At 65.3% G+C, this 11,908-nt stretch carries 12 protein-coding genes; 10 read left to right on the top strand and 2 right to left on the bottom strand.

Annotated features, from left to right (window positions below; translation table 11 throughout):
* On the bottom strand, window positions 1-961 hold a 961-nt coding region (locus BST12_RS02685), incomplete at its 3' end, for a DUF7159 family protein (protein WP_083111476.1).
* Window positions 962-1,494: 533 nt separating this feature from the next.
* Between BST12_RS02685 and ag85B the strand changes: the two genes are divergently transcribed.
* Window positions 1,495-2,472: a diacylglycerol acyltransferase/mycolyltransferase Ag85B gene (gene ag85B / locus BST12_RS02680; RefSeq protein ID WP_083111443.1), complete on the top strand. Its 978-nt coding sequence runs from the start codon at window positions 1,495-1,497 to the stop codon at window positions 2,470-2,472.
* 76 nt (window positions 2,473-2,548) lie between these two features.
* Here the strand turns inward: ag85B and BST12_RS02675 are convergent, their stop codons facing one another.
* Window positions 2,549-3,151, bottom strand: coding sequence for a hypothetical protein (locus tag BST12_RS02675; protein ID WP_245850022.1), 603 nt, complete (start codon window positions 3,149-3,151; stop codon window positions 2,549-2,551).
* Window positions 3,152-3,293: 142 nt separating this feature from the next.
* Here BST12_RS02675 and BST12_RS02670 point away from each other — a divergent pair, with 142 nt between their 5' ends.
* From BST12_RS02670 to BST12_RS02630, 9 genes are all read left to right on the top strand, one after another.
* The gene (locus tag BST12_RS02670; protein WP_083111442.1) at window positions 3,294-4,139 is read left to right on the top strand and encodes an alpha/beta fold hydrolase; all 846 of its coding nucleotides are present in this window, start codon (window positions 3,294-3,296) and stop codon (window positions 4,137-4,139) included.
* A 455-nt stretch (window positions 4,140-4,594) separates the two neighbouring features.
* Window positions 4,595-5,023 (top strand): transglycosylase family protein, encoded by a 429-nt coding sequence (locus BST12_RS02665; RefSeq protein WP_083111474.1) that lies wholly within the window; start codon window positions 4,595-4,597, stop codon window positions 5,021-5,023.
* Between the two features lie 51 nt (window positions 5,024-5,074).
* Window positions 5,075-5,530 carry an SRPBCC family protein gene (locus tag BST12_RS02660; RefSeq protein WP_083111441.1) on the top strand — a complete coding sequence of 152 codons (456 nt, stop codon included), beginning with the start codon at window positions 5,075-5,077 and terminating at the stop codon, window positions 5,528-5,530.
* A 20-nt stretch (window positions 5,531-5,550) separates the two neighbouring features.
* Window positions 5,551-6,378, top strand: a complete 828-nt coding sequence (locus tag BST12_RS02655; protein ID WP_083111440.1) for an SDR family oxidoreductase — start codon at window positions 5,551-5,553, stop codon at window positions 6,376-6,378.
* A 42-nt stretch (window positions 6,379-6,420) separates the two neighbouring features.
* A complete protein-coding gene (locus BST12_RS02650; RefSeq protein ID WP_083111439.1) occupies window positions 6,421-6,843 on the top strand; it encodes a lipoprotein LpqH in 423 nt (140 codons plus the stop codon).
* A gap of 40 nt (window positions 6,844-6,883) precedes the next feature.
* Window positions 6,884-8,200: a cytochrome P450 gene (locus BST12_RS02645; RefSeq protein ID WP_083111473.1), complete on the top strand. Its 1,317-nt coding sequence runs from the start codon at window positions 6,884-6,886 to the stop codon at window positions 8,198-8,200.
* A 33-nt stretch (window positions 8,201-8,233) separates the two neighbouring features.
* Window positions 8,234-9,265, top strand: a complete 1,032-nt coding sequence (locus BST12_RS02640; RefSeq protein ID WP_083111438.1) for an ABC transporter substrate-binding protein — start codon at window positions 8,234-8,236, stop codon at window positions 9,263-9,265.
* A gap of 128 nt (window positions 9,266-9,393) precedes the next feature.
* Window positions 9,394-10,473 carry a LuxE/PaaK family acyltransferase gene (locus tag BST12_RS02635; protein ID WP_170062040.1) on the top strand — a complete coding sequence of 360 codons (1,080 nt, stop codon included), beginning with the start codon at window positions 9,394-9,396 and terminating at the stop codon, window positions 10,471-10,473.
* The gene (locus BST12_RS02630; RefSeq protein ID WP_170062039.1) at window positions 10,466-11,899 is read left to right on the top strand and encodes an acyl-CoA reductase; all 1,434 of its coding nucleotides are present in this window, start codon (window positions 10,466-10,468) and stop codon (window positions 11,897-11,899) included. The genes BST12_RS02635 and BST12_RS02630 overlap by 8 nt, the downstream gene beginning before the upstream one ends.
* Window positions 11,900-11,908 lie beyond the last annotated feature (9 nt).

The following is an 11,908-nucleotide window of genomic DNA, read 5'->3' as shown; positions in this document are numbered from 1 at the left end:
GGTGGGAGACGGCCGCGGGGGTCAGCGGCGGGGCCGGGGCCGGCGCCACGGCCTTGGTCGCCACCGCTTCTGCGATCGGCGGCGTGGGCTTGTGCACCGGATGTTGCGCCGTTGCGGTGTCTTTCACCGGAGTCAGCTGAAGGCCGACGGCCAGCGACACCGAGGCGACGAAGGTCACCGCGGCGGCCGCCAGCGTGGTCGCGGCCCCGGTGTAGGACAACTGCCGCGACCGGTCAGCCGCGACGACGGGCTTGGCCGCGTCGGCCACCAGCTGCGCGTCGGTGAACTCCGTGCTCTGGGCCGCCGCGAGGGCCACGCCCCGCGCGACCGTCACCTGCGCCATCGTCTGCGCGAAAACCGGCACGGGCAGCGCCCGTTCCAGCCGCCAGGAAAAGTCGCTGACGTCACGGTCGGAACCGACCACCACCACGCCGGAGGGGCGCCACGCGTTGCGATCGAACATTCCGGAAAGCCAGGACGTCAAACCTTCGAAGCCGCCGCGTACATGCTTAACGGCCGTCTGGGTCTCCCCGTCGTGGGTGTCGACCATGACCACCGTGGCCCACTCGTGCTCAAGAATGCACACTGCGGTCTGCTCGTAGCCGATGACGGGTGCGATGGCCTGCGCCAGGGTCTCGACGGCATCGAGCATCCGAACCTGCACGACGTTGTCGAAACCGGCGTCGGTCAGTGCCTCCAGCAGCAGCGCCGCCTGCGCCGATGCTTCGTCGTTCCAGGTCACACCGATGACGCGCAGCCGATGGTTGCTCGCGGTGGCGATATCACTGGCCCGCATGACCTCCGCGGCGATCTGCGCAGCGGTGGTGACGGCACCCGCACCGCGACCGCCGTGCAGTTCCTGCTCGTGGTGGTCGAGTATGTTGCCGTCGGCGTCATGTCCTTCTGCGAGGACCCACCCAACTGTGGTCGGCGTGATTGATAGCCCAAGTACCGTATCCAAAGTTTTCCGCACCTCAATCAGTCCCGGACCGCCACGTATCCGGTGCCCATGCATAAAGCACCACGGGGCAGGGTGCGTTGTGCGTGAGCGCCGGAACGGGACGGGATAACCCGGGATGGCTTCGTCTCCATCGGCTTGCTTCGAGCGAGCCTACGCGGTCCGCGCAAGTTCGGCTGCCCCAGTATGCACCAACCCGGGGGGCCGCTGAGCGGCCTCAACCGGGCGGCCGCGGCCGTCGATTTTGCTTAGTTACGCCCGTGTAAGACGCCGCCGGCGTCGCTTATCCCCCGGTTCCAAATGCATAACGATGCATAACGCGTGCATAACGGCGGCGTGTGCGCCGTTTATCGGTGGCGGGCGGGGGTTATAACGAATGCGGTTAACCGTCGCGGGCTCACATAACACAGTTGCTGGGCTCGCGGCGGAAACCGATATCGAACTGAAACGTGATTGCGTCCCGATCGACATTTGGCCTATTCACGCGGTAAGTTCTGCCGGGAGCATGACCACATAAGGAACTAAGGGGCACAGGTATGACAGTGGTGAGCGGGAAGCTAAGGGCCTGGGGACGCCGACTATTGGTCGGCGCGGCTGCGGCTGCAACCCTGCCGGGTCTGGTCGGACTCGCTGGCGGAGCCGCGACCGCGGGAGCATTCTCCCGGCCAGGTTTGCCGGTCGAGTACCTGCAGGTGCCGTCACCGTCAATGGGCCGCAGCATCAAGGTCCAGTTCCAAAGCGGCGGCGACAACTCCCCCGCCGTCTACCTGCTCGACGGCCTGCGCGCCCAGGACGACTACAACGGCTGGGACATCAACACCCCCGCGTTCGAGTGGTACTACCAGTCCGGCCTGTCGGTCATCATGCCGGTCGGCGGACAATCCAGCTTCTACAGTGATTGGTATGCCCCGGCCTGCGGTAAGGCCGGCTGCCAGACCTACAAGTGGGAAACGTTCCTCACCAGCGAGCTGCCGCAGTGGTTGTCGGCGAACCGCAGCGTCAAGCCCACCGGCAGCGCCGCGGTCGGCATCTCGATGGCCGGCTCGTCGGCTCTGATTCTCGCCGTCTACCACCCGCAGCAGTTCATCTACGCCGGCTCGCTGTCGGCTTTGATGGACCCCTCGCAGGGAATGGGCCCCAGCCTGATCGGACTTGCGATGGGTGACGCCGGCGGCTTCAAGGCCGCCGACATGTGGGGTCCCTCCAGCGACCCGGCGTGGGCGCGCAACGACCCGTCGCTGCACATCCCCGAGCTGGTCGCCAACAACACGCGGCTGTGGGTCTACTGCGGTAACGGCAAGCCCTCCGAACTGGGTGGCGCCAACCTGCCCGCCGAGTTCCTGGAGAACTTCGTCCGCAGCAGCAACCTGAAGTTCCAGGACGCCTACAACGCCGCGGGCGGTCACAACGCCGTCTTCAACTTCCAGTCCGACGGCACGCACAGCTGGGAGTACTGGGGTGCTCAGCTCAACGCGATGAAGGGCGACCTGCAGGGCGCCCTCGGCGCTCGCTGACGGGCCTACCCCACACTGCACTACCGCAACTGCGCTTGACGGGCCGATTGATGGGCCGTCAAGCGCAGTTGCGTATTTAGCGGGTACTGGTGAACTGGCTGGTGATGTCGATCCAGGCAGACGGGTCGTTGCGGTGATCATTCATGTTCCGGCACTGCCCGTAGACGCGCATCTCCCCCACCTTCGGCTCCTCGAAACGGCGGTAGACGACCGCCGTGACGGCGCCTTTGACCAGCGTCCTGCCGAACATGTGCTGGTTTGGTGGCGAACCCTCCGCCCAGCCGTTGCTGACCAGTGTGGCGGCCAGCTCGCCGAAGTAGGCGTCGGTGCGTGCATCGGCCGGCAGAGCGAAGGTCAGATGAACCGCGCCCTGGTAGGGCGGACCGTCCTGGTCCTTACACGACATGAACAGATAGCCCGCCGTCGTGGTCCGCAGTCCGGCGACGGCGACGATCTGCCTGGCCGAGTCGACAACCTGGGCTTGGGTCTGCTCGTCGGAGGCCGGATGGGCGGGATGCTCGAGGGCGTCGGCCGCCGAAGAATGCAGCGTCTCGGTCAGCAGCACCGCGATACCGAGTAGCAGTGAGGTGGCGAGAGCAACGGCAAGCACCGGCCGGGCTCCCGGCCTGCGCAGCCAAGTCACCTTCCCGACCTCACGCCGCGTCATCGCCCAGGTCATTCTGAAAGTGTTGTCGCAGAACGACTTTCGTTCCGTATGGACCAACTGCCGGACCTGCCACCGAGTCCACCATTGACTTTCGTGCACACTGTACGTAACTTGCGTACTGTGAGTTTGTAAGTTCAGGTAAAGGATAGCTGAGATGGCACAGGTCGCGCTGAGGCACGCAACGATCAATTACCGGGTGTTGGGTCCGCAGGACTCGTCACACCCTCCGGTGCTGTTCGTCCACGGCATCCTCGCCGACGAACGCCTGTGGGAGCGAGTGGCGGAAGGCCTTGCTCAGAAAGGGTTTCGCTGCATTCTGCCGACCTGGCCGCTGGGTTCGCACACCATTCCCGTCGAGGACGGCCCCGAACTTTCGCCGCGCCGAATCGCCGCGCTGATCCACGAATTCATGGTGGCCCTGGACCTCTCCGACGTGACCCTGGTCGGCAATGACACCGGCGGAGGGCTGTGCCAGCTCGTCATCGACGCCTATCCCGACCGCATCGGTCGCTTGGTGCTGACCAACTGCGACGCATTCGACACGTTCCCGCCGTTTCCCTTCACCCTTCTCTTCGCCCTGCTGCGTGGTCCCACATCCATCAAGGCGCTGTTCTCGATGCTGCGATGGACGCCGATGCGGCACTCGGCGCTGGGCTACGGCCTGCTGCTCAGCAAGCCAGACGCGCAACTGACCGCCTCGTGGATTCGGCCCTGTCGGGACGACGTGCGCATCCGCCGCAACCTCGCGACCCTGCTGCGACACGTCGCGGCCACCGATCTCACGGACGCGGCAACGCGGTTTCCGCAATTCAGCAAGCCGGTCACGCTGGTCTGGGGAATGGGCGACCGCTGCTTCACCCCGTCCCTTGCGCGACGGATGGCGGCGCTTTTCCCGAACGCCAGGATGATCGAGGTCCCCGGCGCGAAAACGTTTGTCGCCCTGGAAAATCCGGACGCCGTAATCGACGCGATCGCCACTGTCAACGCCAACAGCCGCTGACGCGCTGCCGGCCTAAACCGTCGGGCTGCGGGAGTCTGCCCATTAGATAAGCAAATCGATTGATTGGTTATGGCGCCGATCGGGGACAAATCCGGGGTGACCACCGGCCGCATCCGCTAGCCCCGCGCTGGTCGGCAAGGCGAAATCAGCCCCGGCGCTCGACGCCGCGAATGCTAAGAGTTTCTCTCAAAATGTGATCGATTGGAGTTTGCTGGCCTCCCCGCTCGCGCCTTAGGCTCGAGCTCTCGGGCTGCGAAACGCGTGCACGTGTGCGGCTTCGGCGACCTGTGACAACGGGCCAGAGAAGCCATGGTCAGCTGCTGCTTCCGGGCTGCGCCGCGGGCCCGTTGCATCCAACTGAAAGGCGTTCGCGCCAATCTCGGAGAGGTGGATTTCCAATTTCTTAATTTTCTCTAATCGGTAACGCTTTGGCTAAGGCCGCCGAAATGCCGGTCATGACGAACATCGGCAAGCCCCTCATCAAGTCCGCTGCGGCGGCGGGTTTCCTCGCGGCCTCGATGTCGCTAACCACCGGCTTTTCACCGGGGGTCGCCCACGCCGATCTGATGAACTGGGAGGCCGTCGCACAGTGCGAATCCGGCGGCAACTGGAGCGCCAACACTGGCAACGGAGCCTACGGCGGTCTGCAGTTCAAGCAAGCCACGTGGGAGGACTACGGTGGCGTCGGAAACCCCGCAAATGCCTCTAAGCAGCAGCAAATCGCCGTCGCCAACCGCGTCCTGGCCGGCCAGGGACCCGCTGCGTGGCCGAAGTGCGCCACCGCCGGCGGCCTGCCGCCCGTCCCGGTGGTGCTGCCCAAGGAGATGCGTCCGCTGCAGCAGGCGGTGACTCAGATTATCGGGATATTCATGCCCAGTCAGTGAATATCGGCGCGTGGCCTGGTTTCGTTACAGTGAACATGTTTGGATCCCCCTATGCAGGGTTCAGCAACGGTTCATATGGCCGCGCAACCAGACACGATCTGGCAATTAATCGCAGATATTCGAAATACCGGACGGTTCTCACCGGAAACGTTCGAAGCCGAGTGGCTCGGCGATGCGACCGGTCCCGAGCTGGGTGCCCGCTTCCGCGGGCACGTCCGGCGCAACGAGATCGGCCCGGTCTACTGGACCACCTGCGAAGTCACCGCATGCGAGCCCGGCCGCGAGTTTGGATTTGCTGTACTGGTCGGCGATCGGCCGGTGAACAACTGGCACTACCAGTTGGCACCGGCCGGCGACGGCACCGACGTGACCGAGTCGTTTCAGCTCGCGCCGTCGCCGTTGCTCAACGTCTACTGGGTGTTAGGAGGCTTCTTACGTAAACGCCGCAACATCAGAGACATGACGAAGACGCTGCAGCGCATCAAAGATGTGGTCGAAGCAGGCTGAGGGGCGGCTCGGCCAGATCGATGAAGACGATATTCATCACCGGTGCCGGCAGCGGGATGGGCCGTGAAGGCGCAAAACTGTTCCACGCCAAGGGCTGGCGGGTCGGCGCGGTGGACCGCGACGAGGAAGGGCTCGCGTCCCTGCGCGCGCAGCTAGGCCCCGGGGTGTGGACCCGCGTTGTCGACGTGACCGACAAGACCGCGCTCGATGCCGCTTTGGCTGACTTTTGCTCGGGTCATGCCGGTGGCGGCCTCGACATGATGTGGAACAACGCCGGCGTCGGCCAGGGTGGCTGGTTCGAGGACGTGCCGTACGACGCCGCCATGCGCGTCGTCGAGGTGAACTTCAAAGCGGTGCTGACCGGTGCGTATGGCGCGCTGCCCTACCTGAAGAAGGCACCGGGAAGTCTGATGTTCTCCACGTCGTCGTCCTCAGGCACCTATGGAATGCCGCGTCTCGCGGTCTACTCGGCCACCAAGCACGCGGTCAAGGGGCTGACCGAGGCGCTGAGCATCGAGTGGCAGCGGCACGGGGTACGGGTCGCCGATGTGCTGCCCGGGCTGATCGACACCGCGATCCTGACCACTACGCCCGACCACTCGAACGGGGGTGCGACCGCTACGGCCGAACAGATTCGCGCTGCCGCACCCAAAAAGGGCATGTTCCGGCTCATGCCCGCCGCCAGCGTCGCCGAGGCGGCATGGCAGGCTTATCAGCACCCGACCCGGCTGCATTGGTATGTGCCGCAAGGCATTCGGTGGATCGACCGGCTCAAGGCGATCAGTCCGGAATTCGTTCGCAGTCGCATTGCCAAATCACTTCCCGCCATGGACCCGAATCGGCAGTAAAGTTTCGTGCACAATGCTCAGGCGCTAACTGGGAGGTGGCCGGTGCGGAATCGCTTCGTCACGGTGGCAGGGGTCGCATTGACGGTTGTCGCCGGCGTCGCGGGATGTGCGGATGCCCAGACGGTGCCCCGTAAAGCCGCCCGTCTGACCATCGACGGCGCTACCCACACGACCCGTCCTCCGGCGTGCAGTCAGGACCAGTCCTACCGGACCATCGACATCCGTGACCGCGACGGCCAGGTGCAGGCGGTAGTCCTGATCAGTGGTGACCGGGTGATCCCGCAGTGGGTGAAGATCCGCAACGTCGACGGGTTCAACGGCAGCTTCTGGGAGGGCGGGGTCGGCGACGCGCATGTCGACCTGGCCAATCGCACGTACACGATCACCGGAAGCGCCTACGGGATCAGCAACAGCAATCCAAACAAGGTCGTGACGACCGACTTCAAGATCGTCGCCGAATGCTGATAGCGCCGGACATATCCGGCCTGTCCCCCAGGGAGGTGTGGTGAGGGACAAACTGCATTGGTTTGCCATGCACGGGGTGATCCGAGGCCTGGCCGCCTTCGCGAGGCGGCGAGGTGACATGCAGGCCAAGCTGTTCGCCGACCCGGCCGTCGCCGTTGATCCGGTGCCCTTTTTCGACGAGGTGCGACGGCATGGTCGCTTGGTTGGGACCCGCGTCAACTACCTGACCGCCGATTACCGGCTCGCGCATGACCTGTTGCGGTCGGACGATTTTCGCGTCATCTCCCTGGGCGAGACGCTGCCGGCGCCGGTGCGCTGGCTCGAGCGTCGCACCCGCGACCATTTGCTTCATCCGCTACGGCCGCCTTCGCTGCTGGCGGTGGAGCCACCCGATCACACTCGCTACCGCAAGACGGTCTCGGCGGTCTTCACCTCGCGTGCGGTTGCCGCGCTACGTGATCGGGTCGAAGAGACAGCGATCAGCCTGCTGGATCGCCTCGCCGATCAGCCCGGCGTTGTCGACGTTGTCGGGCGCTATTGCTCCCAACTCCCCATCGCGGTCATCAGCGACATCTTGGGAGTACCCGACCACGACCGGCGGCGCGTCCTGGAATTCGGTGAGCTGGGAGCACCGAGTCTGGACATCGGGGTGTCCTATTGGCAATACCAGCGAGTGCAACGCGGCATCGCCGGGTTTCACTCATGGCTCATAGACCATCTGGCGCAATTGCGGCGGACTCCCGGTGACGACCTTATGAGCCAGTTGATCCGGACGGCCGAAAGTGGTGATCCGGACACACATCTCGACGAGTTCGAACTGCAGGCGATCGCCGGATTGGTATTGGTCGCCGGCTTTGAAACCACAGTGAACCTGCTGGGCAACGGGATTCGCATGTTGCTCGATGCGCCTGAGCAACTGGAGAAGTTGCGGGAGCGCCCCGAGCTGTGGCCGAATGCGGTGGAGGAGATTCTCCGGCTGGATTCGCCGGTCCAGATCAGTGGCCGGGTGGCCCGCAAGGATATCGAGATCGCGGGCACCATGGTAAAGCGTGGCGAGTTGGTGGTGATCTACCTGGCCGCGGCCAACCGCGATCCGGCCATTTTCCCCGATCCGCACCGGTTCGACATCGAAAGGCCTAATGCCGGAAGGCATCTCGCGTTCTCCACCGGCCGGCATTTCTGCCTGGGTGCCGCTCTTGCCCGTTCCGAGGGCGAAGTCGGGCTGCGTACGTTCTTCGAGCGTTTCCCCGATGTGCGGGCCGCGGGTGCCGGCAGCCGCCGCGAGACTCGGGTGCTGCGCGGGTGGTCAAGCCTGCCGGTGACCCTGGGTACGGCCCGGTCGATGGTCACGTCGTAACCGGCCGGCCCGGTGCCGCGATAAGGTGCGCGGGTGCCGGAATCCGAAGCGCCCGATCATGAACTTGTGGTCATGTCGTGGGGCGGGCCGTGGGACAGCGCCCTTCGAAGCGCGGTGTCGGATCCTTTCGAAGCGGCGACCGGGATCGCGGTACGTCACCAGAAATACGTAGGCCTGGCGGTGCCCGATCAGCTGGCCACGGCCGTGCGTGCCGGGGTGCGTCCACCGTGCGGCGTCGCGTGGACGAACGCGGTCGCCGCGATGCGCGCCGCCCACGACGGCTGGTGTGATCCCCTGACGCCCGAGCAGGTACCCAACCTGCTGAGTTTGCATCCGCGGGCCAAGCTCGACGGGTTTGACGGGTGGCCATTGGCGATGGTCTATTCGGTGATCTATGTCCTGGTATTTCAGCGGGCGGTGTTCGGCGGCCGCGGGCCGGAGTCCTGGGACGTGCTGCTCGACCCGCGACACCGCGGCCGGATCGCGTTGTATCCGGACGGCAACGGCATCCACGCCGTGGCGCAGGTTCTCGGCGGCGGCGCAGTCGACGACATACCTGAGCACATGGAGCCGTGCTGGGATTTTCTGCGCGCCATGCGGCCGCAGATTTCGGCGATGGATTACAGCGGACAACTGGCCGAACATTTGCGCGCGGGGCGCCTCGACTTGTGTTTTCGGGCCCTTCCCAACGCAATTGGATTCCAGCATGCGGGCATGGACGTCGGTTGGGTTGCCCCGGCCGAAGGTGTGCCCGACACCATGGACTGCTTGTGGATGCCGCGCGGGCTGCCGCCGCAGCTGGCCGAGTGGGCCCGCCGCTACATCGATTTCGCGCTGAGCCGGCCGGTGCAAGAGCATTGGTGCCGATTGCTGGGCGCGATACCCGCCCGGCCGGACGCGGCCGCGCCGCAGATACTGGGCGACGGTACAGCGACGCCGCAGTCCCTCGACGACCGCCAGCACCTGCTGTATGTGCCAGACCGCATCAAGGCGGTCCACGCGGCCGAATGGCAGCAGAAATTTCGGTCGATTTTCGATGAGCCGAATTCGTCGGCGACCGCGTAAAAGAAGGGGTGGAACACTTGCTCCAAGTTTGTTAAAGTCGTGTCGCCGACGTTGTCGGCCCAGGCATGGCGGGCTGGTGGGCAGCTCAAAATACTGTGAATTGCTGTACACCAGAAGGGGTTTCGGGGGTGTACCCGTACCATGGGCGATTTGTCGCGCAATTAGTCGACGACATCGCGTGTCTTATCCTCGGTGAGGATATCGAGGTCGACTCGATCCTCGATCGGTCGTTCGCCTTGGCCGCGGCCAATTCCCCATTGATCGCCGAGTATTGGCGCAGCACCCGGTTCGGCCACCCCATCCCGGACACCGCGTTCAAGCAATCAGCGCCATATTTGTTTCCGGATCAACCGCCGGTGCGGCAGTTTCACACCAGCGGTACCTCCGGTGCCGCACCTGGCCGAGTCGGCTACTCGGCATGCGGCATGGAATTGATGCGGATGTCCATCCTGGACAACGCCCGCAGGCACGTCATGGCCGGTTTGTCGCAGCCGGCCGTCATCCGATTCGTTCCACCGGCCGCCAGCGCGCCGACGATGGTGATGGCCTACGGCATGGAACTCATCGCCTCCGAGCTCGGCGACCCGGAGTTGAGCGAGGTGGTCGTCGGCGCCCACGGGGTGGATTACGAGCGGCTGGATACCGCAATCGAGCGGGTGTGCGACTTCGGTCAGCCGGCCGTGCTTATCGGCGGTTCGTCGGCGTTCGCCAACGTATGCGAGCACTTCACCACGCGCGCAAAGTCTTTCGTGCTACCGACGGGCTCGAGGGTGGTCGATGCCGGCGGGTTCAAACGACAGTCCGCGCCGCTGCACGTCGACGCGCTGCGGGCGAGTCTGACCGATGTGTTCGGAATCCCGGCGGGCCGTTTTGTGAATCTCTTCGGCATGACCGAGTTGGCCAGCCAGCTCTACGACCGCGGCGACGCCTCGATCGGCCCACTGGGCGAACGGATCAAAGGCGGCCAGCCCTACGTTCAGCTTCGCGTCCGCGATGCCGAAACGATGAACCCCGTCGACGACGGCCTCGGATTGCTCGAAGTGATCGATCTGTGCGTACTGGACCGGCCGCCGGCACTGTTGACCGGCGACCTGGCGATCGCCGCACCGGAAGGGGCCGCGATCGTCGGCCGGGTGCAGCGCAACAGCACCCGTGGCTGTTCGGTGAGCCTCGATGCTCTCACCGCCCGGCAGGCCGCGCATGTCTGAAACGGCCACGCTTGCTACGACATCGGTGATCTCACATCTTCCGGCGTGGCTGGCCGCACCCGACATCGAACGTGTGCGTATCCCCCATCATGAGCGCGGATATGCCGTGGACCGTCCGCGGCTGACCGCGTGGCCCGAAGTCGGGCGGCGACTGCGCGCGGCCACCACGAATCTTCGGACCCTCGAGATCACCAGCATTGTCGAGGCGATCGACGCCGTCGCCAGCCAATGGTGCGATCGCGAGTGGCCCGTCCGGCGCGCCACCCGGGACGCCGTCGCCGCGGCGACGGGACTTTCGGTCGAGACGGTCGAACGCAGCTTCGACGTCGAGCTGCGCAACTATCGGGCCGCGTCACTGTGGGCAGTGCTGCGGCGCGAGTTGGGCAATCCGCAAGTGCTGGACGACTTTTGCCTCGATGGCGATCTCGGCGGCCGGACGATGGCCGTGGGCCCGAGCCTGACCTGTCACGTCATGACTGGGAACGTGCCCGGCCTGCCGGCACTGAGCGTGGTGCGCGCGCTGCTGGTGAAGTCGGCCTCGGTGGTCAAGGTCGCAAGCAGTGAACCCACCTTTGCCGCGCAATTCGTCGAGACCCTGGCGCAGCTGCAGCCACTGTTCGGCGAAGCGGTCGTCGTCACCTACTGGGACCAGACGGAAACGGCCGTGCGGGATGCGGTGCTGGCCGAAGCCGACACCGTCATCGCCTACGGCGGCGACGAGTCGTGTGCGGCCATTCACGCGCGCATGCGACTCGATCAGCGGTTCATCGCGCACAACCACAAGTTTTCGGTGGGCCTGCTGACCCGTGAATACCTGGCGACCAAAGGGATAGCCGAAACCGCCGAGCAAGTGGCGCGCGACGCCTCGATGTTCGATCAGCACGCGTGCATCGCGGCGCAGGCCTATCTCGTCGAAGGCGGCATCGAGGCGGGCACCCTGTTCGCCGAGTCGGTGGCGCAGGCGATGCGGCGCTATGCGGCAACGTGTCCCCTGGGCCGCCCGGACAGCGCCGCGCTAGCCGCGCGCCGGATGCGCTGGGTGGATCGCCAATACTGGGCGGCGCAGTCTGCGCGACGGCGCGTCTGGACGTCGGCGGATTGCCTGGTATCCGTCGATGACACGCTGGCCGACTCGGCCGGTGGCGATCGGACACTGCAGATCGTTGCGGTGCCCGGCGTGGACCAGATGCTCGACGCGCTTCGCCCGTACGGAAGTTACCTGCAGAACGTGGCCGTCGGGGCCGTCGACAGCGAAATGCGAACTCTCGCACCAGCTCTGGCTTGCCTAGGTGCCACTCGTCTGTGTGCGCCCGGGCGCATGCCCGACCCGAGTTTGATCTGGAAGCACGACGGCCGCGCGTGTGTGGCCGAGCTCGTCGTCTGGTGCGACGCCGAGATGCATCCGTGGGCAACCATCGAGTATTAGGAAGGCACT

The organism is Mycobacterium angelicum (assembly GCF_002086155.1).
GTDB lineage: Bacteria > Actinomycetota > Actinomycetes > Mycobacteriales > Mycobacteriaceae > Mycobacterium > Mycobacterium angelicum.
Note: the sequence above shows the minus strand (reverse complement) of the source record. Positions and strands in the feature narration are given on the sequence as shown.

What these genes read in the sequence shown, in the direction of transcription:
- BST12_RS02665 (WP_083111474.1), top strand. Translation starts at nt 4,595, where the DNA reads ATGACGAACATCGGCAAGCCCCTCATCAAGTCCGCTGCGGCGGCGGGT.
- ag85B (WP_083111443.1), top strand. Translation starts at nt 1,495, where the DNA reads ATGACAGTGGTGAGCGGGAAGCTAAGGGCCTGGGGACGCCGACTATTG.
- BST12_RS02670 (WP_083111442.1), top strand. Translation starts at nt 3,294, where the DNA reads ATGGCACAGGTCGCGCTGAGGCACGCAACGATCAATTACCGGGTGTTG.
- BST12_RS02660 (WP_083111441.1), top strand. Translation starts at nt 5,075, where the DNA reads ATGCAGGGTTCAGCAACGGTTCATATGGCCGCGCAACCAGACACGATC.
- BST12_RS02630 (WP_170062039.1), top strand. Translation starts at nt 10,466, where the DNA reads ATGTCTGAAACGGCCACGCTTGCTACGACATCGGTGATCTCACATCTT.
- BST12_RS02655 (WP_083111440.1), top strand. Translation starts at nt 5,551, where the DNA reads ATGAAGACGATATTCATCACCGGTGCCGGCAGCGGGATGGGCCGTGAA.
- BST12_RS02675 (WP_245850022.1), bottom strand. Translation starts at nt 3,151, where the DNA reads ATGACCTGGGCGATGACGCGGCGTGAGGTCGGGAAGGTGACTTGGCTG.